This is a genomic window from Chitinimonas arctica (assembly GCF_007431345.1).
GTDB lineage: Bacteria > Pseudomonadota > Gammaproteobacteria > Burkholderiales > Chitinimonadaceae > Chitinimonas > Chitinimonas arctica.
Map to the genome: position 1 here is coordinate 2706964 of NZ_CP041730.1, position 19892 is coordinate 2726855.

Consider the following 19892-nt stretch of genomic DNA (forward strand, 5'->3'; position numbering starts at 1 on the left):
TCGGCCAGACCTATCGACCCTGGAGCTTACATGTCCGTCACCATCGTATTATTTGTCGTCGCATTGATCTTCGCCGCCAAGACCTTGAAGGTCGTGCCGCAGCAAACCGCCATGATCATCGAGCGGGTGGGGCGCTATCACCGCACCCTCAATCCCGGCTTGAATTTCCTGATGCCCTTTATCGACCGGATCGCCTACCGCCATGATCTGCGCGAGATCCCGCTCGATGTGCCCAGCCAGATCTGTATCACCCGCGACAATACCCAGTTGCAGGTAGACGGCATCATCTATTTCCAGATCACCGATCCGCAACTCGCCTCCTACGGTTCCTCCAATTACGTCATCGCCATCACCCAGCTGGCCCAGACCACCTTGCGTTCCATCATCGGACGCATGGAGCTGGACAAGACCTTCGAGGAACGCGACCACATCAATGGCGGCGTGGTGGCCGCACTGGATGAAGCGGCGGCGAATTGGGGCGTGAAGGTGCTGCGTTATGAAATCAAGGATTTGACCCCGCCCAAGGAGATCCTCCATTCCATGCAGGCGCAGATTACCGCCGAGCGGGAAAAGCGCGCCTTGATCGCGGCATCCGAAGGCCGCAAGCAGGAGCAGATCAATATCGCCACCGGCCAGCGCGAGTCGTCGATCCAGCGTTCGGAAGGCGAGAAGCAAGCCATGATCAACGCCTCGGAAGGCGACAAGCAGGCTGCCATCAACCGCGCCGAGGGCGAGTCGGAATCGATCAAGCTGGTGGCGCGCGCCACCGCCGAGGCCATTCATATGGTGGCGCAGACCATACGCCAGCCTGGCGGCATGGAGGCGGTCAACCTGAAGGTGGCGGAGCAATACATCGGCGCCTTCGCCAATATCGCCAAGGAAGGCAACACCATGTTGCTACCCACCAATGCGGCCGACGTGGCCGGCATCGTGGCGACCGCGATGAATGTGGTGAAGCAGCAAAACAGTTAATTGGATTGTCGGCTCCCCTCGGGGAGCCTGCGGAACGTGTTGCGACGAACTATCTTTCAGTGCCTTCTTTAATGCCGGGAGATGCACCCATGTCCAGCCAGAAATACCGCCTGATCACCCGCAGCGATTTTGACGGCCTGGTCTGTGCCGTGCTGCTCAAGGAGCTCGACCTGATCGACGACATCCTGTTTGTCCATCCCAAGGATATGCAGGACGGCAAGGTGGAGGTCAGCACCGGCGACATCAGCACCAATTTGCCTTATGTGCCGGGCATCCATCTGGCGTTCGACCACCATCTGTCCGAGACGGTGCGCAACGAGAAGCATGACAACCACATCATCATTCCCAGCGCGCCCTCGGCAGCCCGGGTGGTGTATGAGTACTACGGCGGACGCAAGGCTTTCCCTCGGGTGCGGGAAGACATGATGGAGGCGGTGGACAAGGCCGATTCGGCCGATTTCAGCGCCGACGAGATCCTCAGTCCGGAAGGGTGGGTGCTGCTCAACTATCTGATGGATGCCCGGACCGGCTTGGGCCGCTTCCGCGAGTTCCGGGTCAGCAACTACCAGCTGATGATGGACCTGATCGACTATTGCCGTACCCATGGCATCGAAGACATCCTCACCTTGCCGGATGTGCGCGAACGGGTGGAGCTGTATTTCGAGCACGAACCCAAGGCCAAGGACCAGCTGCTGCGCTGCACCCGCGTCTCCGGCAATCTGGCGATCTTCGACCTGCGCAACGAGGACATGATCTACGCCACCAACCGCTTTATGATCTACGCCCTTTTTCCCGAGACCAATATTTCCGTCCACGTACTGTGGGGGCGCGAAAAGCTCAATACCGTGTTCGCCATCGGCAAATCCATCCTGGACCGCAGTTCATTGACCAATGTCGGCGAGCTCTGCCTGCAATACGGCGGCGGCGGCCATGGCGCGGCCGGGACCTGCCAGGTGGAGAATGATCGGGCGGCAACGGTCTTGGCGGAATTGACTGCCAGGATCAATTCGGATGGCTAGGGTTGCGTAGAGCGGTTTCCTGGCCCGTGCGATATCTTTGTCCGCGCGGGTTGAGTTGTGCCCTGCAAGGTTGGTGCTTTTGCTGAAGCCACTGCTGGTCGAATTTCGATAGCAAGTCGGTTGTTATCGGTTGCTGTAGTATCGATGAAGCGCTATAAAAACTCAATTTATAAAAATTGAGTTTGCATGAAGAACATTGCCAAAGCGCCTGTGTGGGATGGCCCGATCGACGAGGCCGGGGTAGAGAGCTTGCTCGTCTTGGCCAGGAAGTATCGAGCTTATGACGATAAAGGCCGCTATCTGCATTGGCACGAATTTCGTTTCCGGCCAACCGAGGATGACCGGAAGGTCGCGTGGTGGGCAGTCAAGTTTGCGCGCCTGCAGCTACTGCGTCCCATCGGACTCGCCGCCGAGCACGGTAAATCGTTTCTTCTATGTATGCCGGACCCCATGCAAAGGATTTTGCATAGGATAGACCGGATGTGTCCATTACAGGACGAGGAATTATTTAGCGATGAAGCGCCGCTTACGGTCAATCGCTATGACAAGCTGTATTATTTGGCGACCTCGTTGCTGGAGGAGGCGATAACGAGTTCGCAGCTTGAGGGGGCTTCGACGACAAGGCGTATTGCAAAGGAAATGCTTCGCGAAGGGCGGCAGCCTCGCAATAAAAGCGAGCAGATGATCTTTAATAACTTCGAATTGATGCAGGCGGTAAAGGAAAATGGTCAGAATCCACTTTCACTGGAGTTGATAAAAGAATTTCATCGCATTGCGATCGATAAGTGCGGTGAAAACAATGCGGTGCCCGGCGAGCTGAGATTGACGGATGATGTCTATATCGAAGACCTGGAGGGCGAAGTATTTCATACGCCGCCAAAAGCAACGCTATTGGAGAGGCGGCTGGAAAGGCTATGCCGTTTTGCCAATATGAACCATGATGGAGAAGGAGGAGAGGCGAACTTCTTTTTACATCCGATTGTAAAGGCGACCATTCTGCACTTCATGATTGGCTATGAGCACCCGTTTGCCGATGGCAATGGGCGGACGGCGCGCGCTATTTTTTATTGGCATATGCTTAAGTGTGGCTATTCGGTTTTTGAGTTCATCTCAATCAGCCGGTTGTTGAATCTGGCCCCGTTGAAATATTTTCGGGCTTTCTTGTACGTGGAGGACGATGATTTTGATTTGACGTATTTCGTCGCACACCAGCTCGATGTTGTTGACCGTGCCGTGCAGGGGTTTCTGGATTATGTGAAGGAGAAAAAAAGGGAGCGCTTGGAATTTACCAGTCAGCTTAAGTCGCTTGGAGCGAAAGGTGATTTTAATTACCGGCAGCTGGAGTTGCTTAGGAGCATGAGAAAGCACCCCGGGAAGCCCTACACCGCCAAGGAAGTGGCATTCGATTACAACGTCTCTGCCAATACTGCCCGCGAAGACCTGAAACGAATCGCACAGTTTGGCTATGCGGTGGAAGCCCAGGTGGCGGGTACCAAGGAAAGGGCCTATATCGCGTTGGCGGGCTTGCCCAGCGGCCAATCCGACCTACGAAGGGCTGTGTAGAGCGGGGCGTTCGACCCGCCAACCCTATCGTTGTCGCCCTAAGCATTAATCTTGTTCGGGTTCGGTCGTAATTTCCATTGCACCCATCCAATAGCAGAGCAAGGGCGCGGGAATGCGCATGATCTGGGTAGGTGGCTTGTTGTCCTCGGCGGTGGGTTGGGGCAAGCCGCTCATGACGCCGAAGTCATAGAGCGACTTCGTGACCACATAGCCACGCGCGATATGTTTCTGCTCGCATAACTCGATCAGCCCCTTAAGCTCCCTCAGGCCGGTGTGCTGCGCGCGATATTTCACTTCGAAGGGAATGGTCGAGCCGTTGACTTCGGCGACCAGATCAACTTCATGCTCCTTCTTGCCGCGCCAGTAGCTAAAGCGGACGTTTTGCGAGTAGTAGCGGGCAAACAGATGCTTGAAAACCGCCGTTTCCGTGGCAACACCCAATGCCGCGGCATCTTCGATGACGGCTTTGCCTCTGAGCATGACGGCCGGCGCGATAGCCGCATCCGCAAGGTAGATCTTGAATCGGCCGCGTAGCACATCCTTGCCGTAGCCGTAGGGCGGTAGGCGGTAAATCAGGTGGGTGGCTTCAAGCAGTTCGATAAAGTTCTGGGCCGTGGGGCGTTTGATCTGCAAGTTGGCGCAGAGGTCGGCCATATCTAGCAAGCCGCCGTCGTGCATGCAGAGGTAGAGGAATGTGTGCTCAAGATCCAGTATGCGACGCACGCCGAAAATCGCGGTCATATCGCGCTTGAGGACCTTATCGATGATGTCCTCGCGTAAGAGTCTTTGTGCCTGATTTATGCTGTCCACCTGGGCTGTCTGCGGAAAGCCTCCCCGCACCAAATATTCGTGGAAATGTCCGACATAGGCAGCGGCGGCTTCGCTCGTGCGATAGAAGTCGGATTGCGTCCAATCGAACAGATCGCGGAGGCTACGCAGCCCGGGTAACTCGGGAAGCGACAGCTTTTTTATTTGTAGATATTCGTAGAACGATAGGGTCGTCAGCCGGATGGTATGCCATCGCCCAACGCCGGATTCCTGGCTGGCGTCCACCAGGGGCATCGCCGAGCCCGTGAAGGCAATGCGTCTATCCTTGCGAAAATCCACCTGATGCTTGATCCAGGTGCCGCTGTCACGGATGAACTGGGCTTCGTCCAGAAATAGGTATTCCGGTCCTTCGACCTTGGGCTCACGTTCACGCCAGGCTTCGAGCACGGCCTCTATTCCGGCCAACTTGAGTAGCGGATGGTCGAAAGTCGCATACAGGATGTTTGCGGCTGGTACCCCTGCACGTAGCAACGACTCCACCGTCTGTAGTATCAGCGTGGTTTTGCCGATTTGCCGGGCGCCGGAGAGGAGCACTGCCCGGGGCGCGGGCGGACTGGTCATCCATGTGTGCAACTCGCGAAAGGCTGCCCGCCGCCATCCAGGAAGATCAGCAATGCTCTCATTTCTCCACCAAGGGTTGAATTGAGCAAGACCAGCGACGAGTTCTTCCTTTGGCACCTTCATGCGATGAATACTCACTAAATGATGCATTTAGTGTAAGTATACTTTAACTAAATTCGATTAATAGTGTGTTTTCTGGTGATTTCCGAGTAAATCGACCCGGGGAACAAACGCTATAGGGCGGGTCGGCCGATCCCGCCAGGATCGGCTACCACCGCCCTGCAAGGCTCCTGGAAATTAATCGTCGTGCCCGCAACAAGCGCCGCCGTGCCCTGTTGCCGCGGTCGCAGCAGCAGTCGTCGCGCCTTGAGCCTGGAAGGTTTCACCGGACCGCAGGCGTTGCCGCAGCTGCTGGGTAGCCGCCATCATATTCGCCAGGGCAGCTTCGGTTTCCGGCCAGCCACGGGTCTTGAGGCCGCAGTCAGGGTTCACCCACAGCCGGTCGGCCGGGATCACCCGTAGTGCCTTCTCCAGCAGCACGGTCATTTCCGCCACCGCCGGCACGCGCGGCGAGTGGATGTCGTAGACGCCGGGGCCGATTTCGTTCGGATACTGGAACTCGCCAAAGGCATCCAGCAGGGTCATGGCCGAACGCGAGGTTTCGATGGTGATCACGTCGGCATCCATGGCGGCGATGGCCGGCAGAATATCCTCGAATTCCGAATAGCACATATGGGTGTGGATCTGCGTTTCCGGGCGGCTACCGGCGGCGCTGAGCTTGAAGGCGCAGACGGCCCAGTCCAGATAGGCCGGCCAATCGGCACGGCGCAGCGGCAGGCCTTCGCGGAATGCCGGTTCGTCGATCTGGATGGCGGCGATGCCGGCGGCGTCCAGTTCGGCCACTTCGTCGCGCAGGGCCAGCGCCATTTGCAGGGCCACTTCGGCGCGCGCCTTGTCGTCCCGGACAAAAGCCCATTGCACCAAGGTGACCGGGCCGGTCAGCATGCCCTTCATCGGCAGTTTGCTCAGTGTCTGCGCATAGCGGGTCCACTCGACGGTCATGGCCTTGGGACGGCTGACGTCGCCCCAGATCACCGGCGGTTTGACGCAGCGCGAGCCGTAGCTCTGCACCCAGCCATGGCGGCAGACCGCTACGCCAGCAAGTTGTTCGGCGAAGTAATCGACCATATCGCTGCGCTCGGCTTCACCGTGGACCAATACATCCAGACCCAGTGCTTCCTGCTTGGCCACCGCCTGCGCGATCTCGGCCTGCATGGCCTCGCGGTAGTCGCGCTCGCTCAGCTCGCCACGCTTGAAGGCGGCGCGTTGGGCGCGGATGGCAGTGGTTTGCGGGAAGGAGCCGATGGTGGTGGTGGGCAGCAGCGGCAGCTGCAGGCGTTCGCGTTGCAGGACCGCGCGCTCGCCATAAGCCAGCCCGCGCTCCAGTTCCGGCAGCGAGGCCAGCCGGGCGGCTACCGCCGCGTCGTTGCGGGCCGGCAGGGCGCGGAACCGTGCCAAGGCGGTACGATTGGTTTCGAGGGACTGGAAGCAGACGCTGCGGCCGAGGCACAGGGCACGGGCCAGGGTGGCCAGCTCGGCCAATTTCTGACGGGCAAAGCTGAGGCCGTCGCGTATTGTCTCGCTCAGTTCGGTTTCTTGCTCCAGGTCGGCCGGGACATGCAGCAGCGAGCAGCTGGGGGCGATCCATAAGGCGTCGCCCAACCGGGCATGCAAGGGTGCAAGGGTGTCCAGCGCGGCGTCCAGATCGGTTTTCCAGATATTGCGGCCATCGACGATACCGACCGACAGCACCTTGTTGGTAGGCCAGGCCGAGAAGGCTTCCAACTGCTGCGGCGCGCGTACGGCGTCGATATGCAGGCCGGCGACCGGCAGGCTGGTCAGCAGGGTGCTATGTTCGCCCACGCCGTTGAAATAGGTGGCCAGCAGGATATGCGAGTGGGCGGCGGCCAGCTCGCGATACACCGGAGCGAAGGCGGCCAGCCATTGCTGGTCCAGGTCCAGGCCGAGGATGGGTTCATCCAGCTGTACCCACTCGCAGCCTTCAGCGACAAGTTGCTTCAATAGGCGCACATAGGCGGGCAGCAAGCGCGGCAGCAGCGCCAGGGGGGCGATGCCTTGCACGCGGGCCAGCTTCAGCAGGCTGAGCGGTCCCAGCAATTGCACCTTGGGCTGGAAACCGGCCAGCTTGGCTTCGCGCACTTCTTCCAGCAGCCATTGCGGACCACCGTCGAAGCGGGTGTCGCCGTCGAATTCGGGCTTGAGGAAATGGTAATTGGTATCGAACCACTTGGTCATCTCGCAGGCCGGTTGGGCGGGATTGCCGCGTGCCAGTTCGAAGTACTGGGACCGGCTCAGCTTGGCGGGATCGAAGCCGAAGCGGGCCGGTGGGGCGCCAAGCAGTACGGTGGTATCGAGCACCTGGTCATACAATGAAAAGTCGCCCACCGAGACAAAGCGCAAACCGGCCGCGTGCTGCCACTGCCAGTGGCGCAGCCGCAGCTCCCGCCCGCATGCGCGCAGGCCGCTTTCGTTCAGTTCGCCGCGCCAGAACTTTTCGACGGCGAATTTCAGTTCGCGTTGGCTACCGATGCGGGGCAGGCCTAGGGTATGCGTGGTAAACATGAGAAATCCTTATCAATATAAGCGGAGTGAGTGAATGCTTTGCATCATGCGACCAGGGCCGTTATGATCAAAGCGCATCTTTTTCCGACTTTCCATCGATATCGCTCATGAACAATCAACTTGAAGTTCGCCACCTCCGCACCATTGCCGCTTTGTACGAAGCGGGCGGCGTGGCCAAGGCAGCCGAACGGCTGAACCTTACCCAGTCGGCCCTTTCTCATCAGTTGAAGCAGTTGGAGGATCATTTCGGCTTGAGCCTGTTCGAGCGCAAGTCGCAGCCTATCAAGCTCAGCCCGGCGGGCCAGCGCCTGCACACCCTGGCCTTGGCGGTATTGCCGCAGGTGGCGGATGCCTGCCGGGATATCGCCCGCATACGCGACGGTGCGGCGGGTAGTCTGCGGGTGGCGGTGGAATGCCATACCTGCTTCGATTGGCTGATGCCTGCGATGGATGAATTCAGACCGCGTTGGCCTGAAGTGGAGCTGGATATCGTGTCGGGTTTTCACGCCGATCCGGTCGGCCTGATTCACCACGACGAGGCCGATGTGGCCATCGTGTCGGAGCCCGATAACGGCGAGCCCATGCATTACTTTCCGCTGTTCCGCTATGAGATTGTCGGACTGGTGGCCAATGACCACGCCCTGGCCGCCAAGGCGCAACTGGATGCACAAGACTTTGCCGACGAAACGCTGATCAGTTATCCCATTCCTGACGATATGCTGGATGTGATACGGCAGGTGCTGAAGCCGGCCGGTATCCAGCCCAAGCGGCGCAGCAGCGAGCTCACCATCGCGATTTTGCAGCTGGTGGCCAGTCGCCGGGGCGTGGCGGCACTGCCGGCCTGGGCGGTGGCGCCCTATCTGGAGCGCCGATACGTGACTGCCCTGCCCATCACCGCCAAGCGCCTGTACGGCGAGCTGTACGCGGCGGTGCCCAAGGCGCGGGCGGGACTGGCCTATGTGGAGGATTTCGTCGATACGGTACGGGCAACCTGCGCGGCCAGTCTGCCAGGCATTACCTTGTTGTAGGTGGGGAAGCTCTAAGCAAGTATGAAGACTGAAGGCTTGGCTCTGCACCCGGGGAACCCGGGTGTTCACGGTCCGTGATAAATCAACGATCCCCTCGCTGATTTATCCCTCTCCCCCCGCCCTCGCCGCCGCGAGGGAGCCTCGCTAGCGCTCGTTTGATGACTTGTTCCAAGTGCTTTAGTAAATCCATATTGCCTTTCAAGCACTTGCTTGGTTAAAGTGAGGGTCGCATGAACGATACCGCCAAACGCATTCTGGATCTGGCCGAGGCACTGTGGCTGGAGCGTGGTTTCAATGGCTTCAGCTACCAGCATCTGGCCGAGCCGCTGGGGATGAAGAATGCCGCTATCCACTATCACTACCCCGGCAAGGCCGACCTGGGCGTGGCGCTGGTGGCCCGCTTTCGCCGCCGCTTCCAGCGCACGGTGGAGCAGTACGCCGCGACGACCACCGACCCCTGGGTCAAGCTGGAGTGGTATGTGGATGTGCTGACGCTCAACTACGCCGATAGCGAGCGGCTTTGTCCCACCGGTATGCTGGCCGCCGAATGGGCGACCCTGCCGGCGGCGGTGCAGGAAGAAGCGCGCGGCTTTATGCGCGAACTGTATCAATGGTGTGCAGCGGTATTGCACGAGGGGGTGGCCGGCGGCCATTTCCGTTTTGCCGGTAGTTGCGAGGACAAGGCCGCCACCTTGTTGGCCACCCTGCAAGGGGGGCTGCAACTGGCGCGCTTCGAGCCGAGTTGGCTGGATGCCATCAAGAAGCAACTGCGCCTGGACCTGGGTGCGCGCGGAGCCATGTAGGCCCGGGCGGCCTTAAAATTTTTGCACGGTCGCCACCGACCTACGGGATGTCAAATGGAACAAACTTTCAGCAACGCCTTCAGCCGTATCGTCGCCAAATTCAACAAGGTGCCGGCACCGCTGCGGCGCTGGGCCCGCTCGAAGGCCTTCGGCAACTACGTGAAGTTCGCCGGTACCGCCGGTATCGACTTCGAGGAAGTCAGCACCGCCCAGGTGGTCTGCCATATCCGCAATGTCAGCAAGAACCAGAACCATATCAAGGGCGTGCACGCCGCCGCCATGGCGCTGCTGGCCGAAACCGCCACCGGTTTCGCGGTGGGCATGAACCTGCCGGACGACAAATTGCCGCTGCTGAAAAGCATGAAGGTCGAGTACAAGAAGCGCGCCCAGGGCGATATGAAGGCCGTTGCCGCCCTGACCGCCGAGCAGATCGATGCGGTGCGCAGCCTGGAAAAGGGCGATGTCACGGTGCCGGTGACGGTGACCGACTCGGCCGGCAACGAACCCATCATCTGCGAGATGGTGTGGGCCTGGATTCCGAAGAAGCGCGGCTGAGGAGCGAATCAGTATGAGTTTGCCTAGCTACAGTACCTTATCGCTGACCCTGGAAGACCATATCGCGGTCATCGCCCTGAATCGCCCGGAGCGGGCCAATGCCATGAACGAGCCGATGTGGCGCGAGCTGCGCGAGGTCATGGCCTGGCTGGACAGTACGCCCGAGGCACGGGTCGCCGTGCTGGTGGGGCAGGGCAGCCATTTCTGTTCCGGCATCGACCTGTCCATGCTGATGGCCATCCAGTCGCGTATCCAGGATGAATGTACCGGCCGGCAGGCGGAAAAACTGCGCCGGTTGATCATCGAGCTGCAGGATAGCCTGAGCGCCATCGAGCGTTGCAGCAAGCCGGTGATCGCCGCGGTGCATGGCCGCTGTATCGGCGGCGGCCTGGATCTGATCGCGGCCTGCGACTTGCGCTATTGCAGCGAGGATGCCGTGTTTTGCCTGAAGGAAGTGGATTTGGGCATTGTCGCCGACGTCGGTGTGCTGCAACGCCTGCCCAAGATCATCGGCGACGGCTATACCCGCGAATTGGCCTTTACCGCTCGCGAGGTCAGCGGCAGCGAGGCGTTGCGCCTGGGACTGGTCAGCCAATGCCTGCCGGACCGCGACAGCCTGCTGCAAACCGCCCAGGGCGTCGCGGCCGGCATCGCCGCCAAGCCGCCGCTGACGGTGCGCGGCTTGAAGGAAAACCTCAACTACTCCCGCGACCATTCGGTCGAAGAAGGCCTGCGCTACGTCGCCACCTGGAATGCCGCCATGCTGCTATCCAAGGACCTGGAAGGCGCCGCCATGGCCATCATGACCAAGCAGCCGGCGAACTTCAGGGACTGATGGGAAAGTCGGGTCCGAGCCATGCAGGCTCGGACCCTTGCCGGTCTAGTGCTGCAGGATCTTCGACAGGAACAACTGCGCCCGTTCGCCGCGCTGGGTGCCGAAGAAGTCTTCCTTGCTGCAATCTTCTTCGATCTTGCCCTTGTCCATGAAGATCACCCGGTTCGCCACCTTGCGGGCGAAGCCCATTTCATGGGTGACGCACATCATGGTCATGCCTTCGTGGGCCAGTTGCACCATCACGTCCAGTACTTCGTTGACCATTTCCGGGTCGAGCGCGGAGGTGGGTTCGTCGAACAGCATCACGATGGGATCCATGGCCAGGGCACGGGCGATGGCGACGCGTTGCTGCTGGCCGCCGGAAAGCTGGCCGGGGAACTTCTTGGCGTGAGCCGACAGACCTACCCGTTCCAGCAGCTTGGTGGCCTTGGCCAGGGCTTCGTCGTCACTGCGGCCCAATACGATCTTCTGGGCGATGGCCAGATTCTCGATAATGCTCAGGTGGGGAAACAGCTCGAAATGCTGGAATACCATGCCCACGCGCGAGCGCAGCTTGGGCAGATTGGTCTTGGGGTCGCCCACCGAGACGCCTTCCACGCTGATCTCACCCTTCTGGAACGGTTCGAGTGCGTTGACGGTCTTGATCAAGGTGGACTTGCCCGAGCCCGAGGGGCCGCAGACCACGACCACTTCGCCTTTTTTTACATTGGTCGTGCAATCGGTCAAGACCTGGAAATTGCCATACCACTTGGAAACATTCTTGATGGAAATCATGGGAACGACGGTAGTCATGGAAATTCCTTATCCGATTAACGTATCACTGCAATTTTGCCATGCAGTTTCTTTACGCATTGCGACAGGCCAAAGCTGACCACGAAATAGACGAAGGCGACCGACAGATACATTTCGACCGGAACATTATTGGTGGCGACGATCTTGGTGGCCGCACCCAGCAGGTCGGTGGCGCCCACCACATAGACCAGCGAGGTATCCTGGAACAGGATGATGGTCTGCGTGAGCAGTAGCGGCACCACATTGCGGAAGGCCTGGGGCAGGATGATGTAGCGCATGTTCTGCGCATAGCTGAAGCCCATGGCCTGGCCCGCGGCGACCTGTCCACGCGAGATGGACTGGATCCCGGCGCGGATGATTTCGCAATAGTAGGCGGCTTCGAAGATGGCGAAGGTGATATAGGCCGACTTGTCCGCCCCCATCTGCACACCGCTGACCATGGGCACCAGGATGTAGCAGAACAGGATGACGAACAGCAGGGGCACCGAACGGAACAGATTGACGTAGATCGCCGCCGGCATGGACAGCCAGCGCTTGCTGGACAGCTTGGCCATGGCCAATAGCGTGCCGAATACGATGCCGAACACCATGCTGACGCCGGTCAGCGAGATCGAGTACTGGAAGCCCTGCCACAGGTAGTCGCGGGCATTCCAGACGATATCCAGATTGGCTTGATCCATTACTTGCCTCCTTCCGCGATATAGCCGGGCACGCGGCTACGACGCTCTATCCAGGCCATCAGGCGGTTCACGCCGAATGCCATCGTCAGATACAGGCCACCCACCATGGTCATGACCTCGATAGGGTTGGCGGGTGCGTACTCGCCGGTGATCTGCTTCATCTGGAAGGTCAGCTCGGTCAGGCCGATGGCCAGGCAGACGGCGGAGTTCTTGAAGACATTCATGAATTCGGAAGTAAGCGGCGGAATAATGACGCGGAAGGCCATGGGCAGCAGCACGAAACGGTAGGTCTGCGGCAGGGTGAAGCCCATCGCCAGGCCGGCGTAGCGCTGTCCGCGCGGCAGGGTCATGATGCCGGTGCGCACTTGCTCGGCCACCCGGGCGGCGGTGAACAGGCCCAGGCCCAGCACGCCGAACAGGAACTCCGGCAGATAGTCGGTAAAGCTCACCACGCCGCGCAGATCCTGCTTGATCCAGGTGCCGATATGTTCAGGCAGCAGATCGGGGACCACGAAGTACCAGATAAACAGCTGCACGATCAGCGGGATATTGCGGAACAGCTCGACATAGGCGCGGGCCAGGCCCGATAGCCATGCCATGGGCGCGGTCCGGGCCACGCCGATCAAGACGCCCAGCGTCAGGGCGATCAGCCAGGCGCTCAGCGCGGTCACTACTGTCCAGCCCAGGCCGGAAAGTATCCATTGATAATAATATTCCTCGGTGCCAGCCACCTTCTCGAAGATGACCGCCCAGTTCCATTGGTATTGACCCATAGTATTCTCCAAGGGAGGCGCTGAAAAATGTTCTGCCGCAAACGCTTCAGCTCGCCACCCGGCAAGGCTGGTTCCGGATATCGGCCGGGTAACGCGAGGGGCCAAGCCGCTCCTCGCGTCCCAAGCAAAGAGGGGCCTTACGGCCCCCCTACAGACCCGCTTGAATGCTGATTAGACGCCCGTATCGTTCGGATTCTTGAACGCTTCCTTGAGCTTTTCGCTCATCGGCAGGTTGATGTTGATGTTCTTCGGCGGGATCGGGTTCATAAACCACTTGTTGTAAAGCCGATCACCCTCGCCCGATTTGTAGATACCGGCCAGCGTATCGTCCACCAGCTTTTTGAATTGCGCATCGTCCTTGCGCAGCATGATGCCGTAGGGCTCGACGCTGAGGGCCGGACCGACGATGGCGAAATTCTTGGGGTTCTTGTCGTTGGCGATCAGGCCGGCCAACAGGATGTCGTCCATCACGAAGGCGCTGGCGCGACCGGTTTCCACCATCAGGAAGCTCTCGGCGTGATCCTTGCCGTAGACGTTCTTCACGTCGATGGCCTTGCCTTGCTCGTTTTGCTTGATATAGCGGTCCGAGGTGGTGCCGGTGGTGGTGACGACGGGCTTGCCGTTCAGGTCATCCAGCGACTTGATGCCGGAATTGGCCTTGACCAGCATGCGTACCGCGGTCACGTAGTAGTGGTTGCTGAACCCTACCTGCTTCTGCCGTTCCTTGGAGTTGGTGGTCGAACCGCATTCCATGTCCACCGTGCCGTTCACCATCAAGGGAATACGGGTCTGCGAGGTGACCGGTACCAGCTTGGTGATCAGGGAAGGCTTGTTCAGCTTCTTCTTCACCGCGTCGACGACCTTGGTGCACAGATCCATGGCGTAGCCGACCGGCTTTTGCTTGTCGTCCAGGTAGGAGAACGGAATGGAGGACTCGCGATGGCCAACCGTGATGATGCCGGTGTCGGCGATCTTCTTCAGGGTGCCGGTCAGCTCTTCGGCCTGGGCGGCGCCGGCGAACAGGGCTGCCAGGACAGCCGACAGGATCAGGGGTTTCTGCATTGCGGGTATCTCCTTATAGGGTTATTCGACTGCCGTGCAAAGAATATAGCTGCTCTAGCGCCAGCTTGTCCGAGGCTTTGGCCGGCAGGGACGGCTCAATATGTCACGCCGTCCGTACGGATGCCAGCACCCTCGGCAAGCAATGCATCACCGTTGAATACTTTACTGATTTGTCATACGGTCCAGGGCATTCGCCGCCGGCCCATCTCGGCCGGTGCTGCGGCTCCCCGCGCCATCCGGCTAGCGGTAGGCGGCGGCGGAGCAGGCGGCGTTCCGTGGCAGGCAAAGTGTAGCGGCGCGCGTACCCGCTACAAGCGGGGAATCCCTAATTCGTCACTAAAGGCAGGGAAAACGGCTATGTTTCGGTCGTTTTGGAACAATTTTTGTTGTTTGACCGACAACAGTTCACCGGTTTCAAGCTGACAAGGCGTTGGCCAATTTGACGTAGTCGTGGGTGGAGAGATTTTCCGGCCGGGCAGTGGAATCGATGGCCAGCGACTCGAACAGCGCATCGCTCACGACGCCCTTGAGATTGTTGCGCAAAGTCTTGCGCCGCTGGCCGAAGGCGCGTGCCACCAAGGCTTCCAGCGCGGGCAAGTCGCGGGCTTGGACGGGGAAGGGGCGCGGGATCATGCGCACGATGGCCGAATCGACCTTGGGTGGCGGATGGAAGGCTTCGGGCGGCACATCGAGCAGCTTTTCCATATGGAAATGGTACTGCAGCATGACGCTGAGGCGACCGTAGTCGGCGCAGCCCGGCTCGGCCACCATGCGCAGGACGACTTCGTTCTGCAGCATGAAATGGCAGTCGAGGATGCGTGGCGCGAAGCTGGCAAGGTGGAACAGCAGCGGGGTGGAGATATTGTAGGGCAGATTGCCCACCAGCCTGATCTGCCCTTCAGGAGCGATCTGGTCGGCCAGCGCGCCGAAGTCGTAGCTGAGCGCGTCGGCACTGTGTATGACCAGCTTGTCGGCGGCGAAGCGCTTGCCGAGATGGCTGACGATATCGCGGTCGATTTCCACGGCGTGCAGCACCTGCAGCTTATCCAGCAAAGGCTGGGTCAGGGCGGCCAGGCCGGGTCCGATCTCGACCATGGCGTCGGCCGGCATGGGGCCGATGCAGCTGATGATGTCATTGATGACGCCTTGGTCTTGCAGGAAATTCTGGCCGAAGCGCTTGCGGGGGGTATGGGATGTCATGCGGGCAAACCGTCTGGTGAATGCCCCGATTGTAATGGCAAGCCGGATTGCTTGTTGGCTTAAGAGCCTGCCCGGCTCGCCAGGGCAGCCGCCAGGGCCACCGCCGCCGCGAGGCTGCCGCCGTCCGCGCGGCCGCTGCCGGCCAGATCCAGGGCGGTGCCGTGGTCGACCGAGCTGCGTATCAGCGGTAGGCCCAGGGTGATATTGATGCCTTCGCCGAAGCTGGCGTGCTTGAGCACCGGTAGGCCCTGGTCGTGGTACATGGCCAACACGGCATCGCCCTGTGCCAGTACGGGCGGATTGAACAGGGTGTCGGCCGGCAAGGGGCCGACCAGATCGAAGCCTTCGGCGCGCAAGGCGTTCAATACCGGGATGATGACGTCGAGTTCTTCCCGGCCCAGGTGGCCGCTCTCGCCCGCGTGCGGATTCAGGCCCGCCACCAGGATGCGCGGCCGCGCGATGCCGAACTTGTCGCGCAGGTCCGCGTGCAGAATCCGTAGCGTTTCGGTCAGCGCGGCGGGGGTAATGGCATCCGCCACCTCGCGCAAGGGCAGGTGGGTAGTGGCCAGTGCCACGCGCAGTACATAGTCGGGGCTCACGGCCGGGCAGCTGCCGGCCAGCAGCATCACCACCCTCGGTGTGCCGGTCAGTTCGGCCAGGTATTCGGTGTGGCCGGTGAAGCGTTCATGGCCGGCATCGCGAATCACGCCCTTATGCAGCGGCGCGGTCACCATGGCGGCGAACTCGCCGCTTTGGCAGCCGGCCACGGCCCGGTCCAGCAGGGCCAGCACATAGTCGGCATTACGGCTGTCGAGCTGGCCCGCCACGCTGGGGACGGTGGTGGGGATATGCAGCACTTCCAGACAATCGGCCGGGGCCGGTTCGCCGGGACGGTAGTCCACCAGGGTGGGCATGCCGCCGATGGCGTCCGCCCTGGCCTGCAAGAGGGAACGATCGCCGAGCAGGACCAAGCGGGCCGGCACGCCGGTCGGATCGAGCGCGGCGCATAGTTCGGGACCGATGCCGGCCGGCTCGCCGGTGGTGATGGCGAGCAGGGGTAGGGTCGATGGGTGCTGCGGCGTATTCATCTGCGTACCAAATGCCGCCATGCCGGTTAAGGTGCCCGGCACGGCGAGGGTGGGGCGTTTACTTCTCGTCCAGGCGGATTTCCACGAAGGCCTGGTCGCGCTGCTGGCGGGCCCAGTCTTCGTACTGCTCGTCGGCCTTGCGGTCGCGCAGTTCCAGCCTGACGCGGGTGCGTTCGCGGTCTTTGGTCACGTCCTGCTCGCGCCGCTCCAGCACCTCGATAAGGTGCCAGCCGTAAGGCGAACGGATGGCCTGCGACAGTTCGCCGGGTTTGAGCGCATTCATGGCTTGCTCGAAGTCGGGGACCGTGTCGCCCGGCGACAACCAGTCCAGATCGCCGCCCTTGCTGGCCGAGCCGTCCTCGGAGTGCAGCTTGGCCTGTTCTTCGAACTTGGCGCCGTTCTGGATACGCTCGCGCAGCTCCAGGATGCGGGTCTTGGCGTCGTTGTCCGAGTTGAGCTCGTTGACCTTGACCAGGATATGGCGGGCGTGGGTCTGCTTGACGATTTCCTTGCCGTCGCGCTGACGCTTTTCCACCAACTTGACCAAGTGGAAGCCCGCCGGGCTGCGCATGACCTTGGTGACCTGGCCGGCCGACAGTTTATCGAGCGCGTCGAGGAAGGCCGGGGGCAGGCGGCCGGCGGAGCGCCAGCCAAGATCGCCGCCGGAGAGGGCATCGCTGGCGTCCGAGAAACCGGCCGCCACTTCGGCGAAAGCCTTGCCGCCGGCCAATTGCCGGGCGGCCTCGCCTGCCCGCAGCTGCTTGGCATTGACCACATCCTGGCCGGAGCCTTCAGGGATGGCGATCAGGATATGGGCCAGTTTGTATTCCTGCTCGGTACGGGCTTGATCCTTGTTGGCGGCCAGGTACTGGTCGATTTCCGCATCGGTCACGAAAACCCGGCCATCGACTTCGCGTTCACGGAGGCGCTGGATCAGCATGTCCTGGCGAATCTGGTCGCGGAAGCCGGCATAGCTGGTGCCTTCCCGCTCCAGGGCCTGGCGGAACTGCGGCACGCTCATCTTGTTCTGTTCGGCGATGCGTTCGATGGTCTGGTCCAGCTGCCGCTCGTCGATACGCAGGCCGGTATCGCTGGCGTAGTCGGACAGCACCCGTTCGCTGATCAGCCGGTCCAATACCTGGTGGCGCAACACATCGGGCGGCGGGGCCTCGACTTTTTGGCGGGCGAGGTTGGCGCTCACGCTCTTGATGCGGGCGTTCAGCTCGTTTTCGGAAACCACCGATTTGTTCACAACGGCAACAATACGGTCCAGCATGACCGGTTCGGCCAGGGCCGGATGGGCAAGGCTGAGCGCGAGCAGGGAAGCAAGGATACGTGCAGGTATGGCTGTCATGGTCAGTTCAACTTGGTGTAACCGGGAATGCTCTCTTTGAGCGTTTGCAGCGGGTTGGAGCCGAGGCGGCCGAGATCGTTCAGCTCCAACTGCAGGAAGAAGGGACTGCTGGTCTGGTTGCCGGAGGTGACGAAGCGTTGCGTCACCATGCGGAATACCCAGCAGCCGCCATTGTATTCGAGCCCGGCCAGGCGCTCCAGGGAACGGCGGTCCTTGATCGACCAGTTCTGCCGCGCGACCACATGCCAATTCCGGCCGATGGGCCATTGCGCCGAAAGGTCGATCTGCTTGATATCGGTGAGCTTATCCATCCGGTAGCGCAGATTGAGCAGCTTGCCCGGCTGGGGCTGGTAGCGCAGATTCAGCGAAGCCTTGCGGGTTCGATGGGCATTGCTGTCGGTTTGCACGGCGGCATCTACCCACCAATTGTCCAGCGGCTGGCCGCCCACGGTGGCGATCAGGTCCGAGGCCGTTACGTCCTGGCGCCGGGCGGTCTCGGTAAGGGTGACGCGCTGATCGTCGAAATAAAAACGTTGGCCGATCGCCACGCGCGCCCGTTCCACGCCGTTATCCGCTTCGAACAGGCGCGAGGTGACCGCCAGTGTCAACTGATTGGCATCGTTGATCCGATCGCTGCCCGTGTACTGGTTCTCGCTGAACATCTGCGCGAAATTGAAATCGGCCAAGCCCGAGTCGAAGTTCGGGAAGGCACGCTGGTCGCGGTAGGGAATGCGGACGTAGTAGGCGCGCGGTTCCAGTGATTGCACCATGTCGCGGCCCAGCAGCCGGCTTTCGCGATCGAAGAACAGACCGGTATCGAGGCTGAATATCGGAAGGTCGCGACTGAAGCGTGTGCCGTTTTGCAGTTTATAGGTGGTGCTGTGGAAGCCCAGCTTGGGGGTGATAAAGCCGGCTGCGTGTTCGAGCGGCAGGCTGATGCTGGGATAGGCGAAGTAGCGGCTGCCCTCGGGGCGGGGCAGCTTGTCGCGGCTCCAGGCCCGGGCGAAGCGGGTGGCATCGGTGCTGACATCCAGCCGCAGGCCGTTGGGCAAGCTCCGGTTGTAGTTCATGACCACCTGCGGCAGACGGGCATAAGGCTCGTCGACCTGGTTGGTGGGGTCCTGCAGGGTCTGGTAGCGCTGCACGCGCACGAAAGCGCCCAGGCTGTCTTGCTGATAGCTGAGGATGCCTTCACGTGGCAGGAAGGTCTGCGAGGCCACGGCGATACGGTCGCCGAAGTCGGCGAAATAGCGGTCATCGGTGGTCTTCTGCAGATTCAGCGCGCCGTGCCAGGCGGGGCTGAACGCGTGCCGATGCTGATAGTTCACGGCGGAGCGCCGCTGGCCATACATGCGGTCCTTGAGAATGGTTTCGACCGACAGCTGGCCATCGTAATTCGGTCCCAGATAACGGACTTCATTGCTCAGCAATACGCCGCGCTTGGCGATGATGCGCGGGGAGAGGGTGGCGTCGGCGTTAGGGGCGATATTCCAGTAGAACGGAACCGTCACCTCCAGCCCGCCGGTGCCGCTGCCGATTGAGGGCGACAGCAAGCCCGATTTGCGCGAGCCGTCCAGCGTGAAATCGAGGTAGGGCGAATACAGCAGCGGCACGCCCAGGAACTCGATGCTGCCGTGCCGGGCCACGCCCAGGTTGCGGCTGTAATCGAGTTCCAGGTCGCGGGCGCGGATAAACCAGTCGTCGCGGCCCGGTTGGCAAGTGGTGAACCGCGCGGTGTCGAGCCGATATTTTTCCGGCCCCTCGAACAACAGCTTGACGGCATCGCCACGGCCATTGCGTTGGCCCATGCGAAAGGTCGGGTTGGCCAGTTCACCGGTACGGGTGTCGTCCTTCAGGTAGAGCTGGCCCCCTTCGAGAACGTCCTGCCGTTGGGTCAGGCGGGTGTGGTCGCCGGCACGTATCTCGTTGCTGGCGCTGAACAGCTTCATCCATTCGGCTTCGATGCGGCGGCCATCCTGTTCCACCAGCACATTGCCGCGCGCGGTGGTTTCGGCTTGGCCCAGGCCCTCGACGCGATCGGCGTGCAGCACGGTCGGGCCGGCCAGATCGTCGGCATTCGCCGCGAAAGCGCAGGACAGCAAGAATGAAAGTAGGGTAAGACGCGGCATTGGCGCG

General features: G+C 60.9%; 17 protein-coding genes. 7 read left to right on the top strand and 10 right to left on the bottom strand.

All coding sequences use genetic code 11. From position 1 onward, the window contains the following. Window positions 1-30 precede the first annotated feature (30 nt). The 3 genes from FNU76_RS12245 to FNU76_RS12255 all read left to right on the top strand — a co-directional run bounded on the left by FNU76_RS12245 (window position 31) and on the right by FNU76_RS12255 (window position 3554). Entirely contained in the window at window positions 31-972 is a 942-nt protein-coding gene (locus tag FNU76_RS12245) for an SPFH domain-containing protein (protein WP_144278462.1), read from the top strand. Between the two features lie 89 nt (window positions 973-1061). Next, a complete protein-coding gene (locus FNU76_RS12250) occupies window positions 1062-1991 on the top strand; it encodes an exopolyphosphatase (protein ID WP_144278463.1) in 930 nt (309 codons plus the stop codon). A 186-nt stretch (window positions 1992-2177) separates the two neighbouring features. Continuing rightward, window positions 2178-3554 carry a Fic family protein gene (locus FNU76_RS12255; RefSeq protein ID WP_144278464.1) on the top strand — a complete coding sequence of 459 codons (1377 nt, stop codon included), beginning with the start codon at window positions 2178-2180 and terminating at the stop codon, window positions 3552-3554. A gap of 45 nt (window positions 3555-3599) precedes the next feature. Here FNU76_RS12255 and FNU76_RS12260 read toward each other — a convergent pair whose 3' ends face one another. Both FNU76_RS12260 and metE read right to left on the bottom strand, forming a co-directional pair. Continuing rightward, window positions 3600-5081: an ATP-binding protein gene (locus FNU76_RS12260; protein WP_223878998.1), complete on the bottom strand. Its 1482-nt coding sequence runs from the start codon at window positions 5079-5081 to the stop codon at window positions 3600-3602. A 159-nt stretch (window positions 5082-5240) separates the two neighbouring features. Further along, window positions 5241-7586 carry a 5-methyltetrahydropteroyltriglutamate--homocysteine S-methyltransferase gene (metE, locus tag FNU76_RS12265; protein ID WP_144278466.1) on the bottom strand — a complete coding sequence of 782 codons (2346 nt, stop codon included), beginning with the start codon at window positions 7584-7586 and terminating at the stop codon, window positions 5241-5243. Between the two features lie 107 nt (window positions 7587-7693). On the opposite strand from metE, the gene FNU76_RS12270 reads away from it, so the two are divergent. The 4 genes from FNU76_RS12270 to FNU76_RS12285 all read left to right on the top strand — a co-directional run bounded on the left by FNU76_RS12270 (window position 7694) and on the right by FNU76_RS12285 (window position 10807). Further along, window positions 7694-8614, top strand: coding sequence for a LysR family transcriptional regulator (locus FNU76_RS12270; protein WP_144278467.1), 921 nt, complete (start codon window positions 7694-7696; stop codon window positions 8612-8614). Between the two features lie 230 nt (window positions 8615-8844). After that, window positions 8845-9417 carry a TetR/AcrR family transcriptional regulator gene (locus FNU76_RS12275; RefSeq protein ID WP_144278468.1) on the top strand — a complete coding sequence of 191 codons (573 nt, stop codon included), beginning with the start codon at window positions 8845-8847 and terminating at the stop codon, window positions 9415-9417. Window positions 9418-9471: 54 nt separating this feature from the next. Beyond that, window positions 9472-9972: a DUF4442 domain-containing protein gene (locus FNU76_RS12280; RefSeq protein ID WP_144278469.1), complete on the top strand. Its 501-nt coding sequence runs from the start codon at window positions 9472-9474 to the stop codon at window positions 9970-9972. A 13-nt stretch (window positions 9973-9985) separates the two neighbouring features. Further along, on the top strand, window positions 9986-10807 hold the full coding sequence (locus FNU76_RS12285) for a crotonase/enoyl-CoA hydratase family protein (RefSeq protein ID WP_144278470.1): 822 nt from the start codon (window positions 9986-9988) through the stop codon (window positions 10805-10807). 45 nt (window positions 10808-10852) lie between these two features. On the opposite strand, the gene FNU76_RS12290 is transcribed toward FNU76_RS12285, so the two are convergent. From FNU76_RS12290 to FNU76_RS12325, 8 genes are all read right to left on the bottom strand, one after another. After that, window positions 10853-11581 carry an amino acid ABC transporter ATP-binding protein gene (locus tag FNU76_RS12290; RefSeq protein WP_144280660.1) on the bottom strand — a complete coding sequence of 243 codons (729 nt, stop codon included), beginning with the start codon at window positions 11579-11581 and terminating at the stop codon, window positions 10853-10855. A 35-nt stretch (window positions 11582-11616) separates the two neighbouring features. After that, the gene (locus FNU76_RS12295; protein ID WP_144278471.1) at window positions 11617-12279 is read right to left on the bottom strand and encodes an amino acid ABC transporter permease; all 663 of its coding nucleotides are present in this window, start codon (window positions 12277-12279) and stop codon (window positions 11617-11619) included. Continuing rightward, window positions 12279-13052 (bottom strand): amino acid ABC transporter permease, encoded by a 774-nt coding sequence (locus tag FNU76_RS12300; protein WP_144278472.1) that lies wholly within the window; start codon window positions 13050-13052, stop codon window positions 12279-12281. Before FNU76_RS12300 ends, FNU76_RS12295 begins: the two co-directional genes overlap by 1 nt. 171 nt (window positions 13053-13223) lie before the next feature. Continuing rightward, window positions 13224-14114, bottom strand: a complete 891-nt coding sequence (locus FNU76_RS12305) for a transporter substrate-binding domain-containing protein (protein ID WP_144278473.1) — start codon at window positions 14112-14114, stop codon at window positions 13224-13226. 414 nt (window positions 14115-14528) lie between these two features. Then, the gene (gene rsmA / locus FNU76_RS12310; protein WP_144278474.1) at window positions 14529-15314 is read right to left on the bottom strand and encodes a 16S rRNA (adenine(1518)-N(6)/adenine(1519)-N(6))-dimethyltransferase RsmA; all 786 of its coding nucleotides are present in this window, start codon (window positions 15312-15314) and stop codon (window positions 14529-14531) included. A gap of 59 nt (window positions 15315-15373) precedes the next feature. Then, window positions 15374-16402: a 4-hydroxythreonine-4-phosphate dehydrogenase PdxA gene (gene pdxA, locus FNU76_RS12315; protein ID WP_144278475.1), complete on the bottom strand. Its 1029-nt coding sequence runs from the start codon at window positions 16400-16402 to the stop codon at window positions 15374-15376. Between the two features lie 58 nt (window positions 16403-16460). Further along, the gene (locus FNU76_RS12320; RefSeq protein WP_144278476.1) at window positions 16461-17756 is read right to left on the bottom strand and encodes a peptidylprolyl isomerase; all 1296 of its coding nucleotides are present in this window, start codon (window positions 17754-17756) and stop codon (window positions 16461-16463) included. Window positions 17757-17758: 2 nt separating this feature from the next. Beyond that, on the bottom strand, window positions 17759-19885 hold the full coding sequence (locus tag FNU76_RS12325) for an LPS-assembly protein LptD (RefSeq protein WP_144278477.1): 2127 nt from the start codon (window positions 19883-19885) through the stop codon (window positions 17759-17761). Window positions 19886-19892 lie beyond the last annotated feature (7 nt).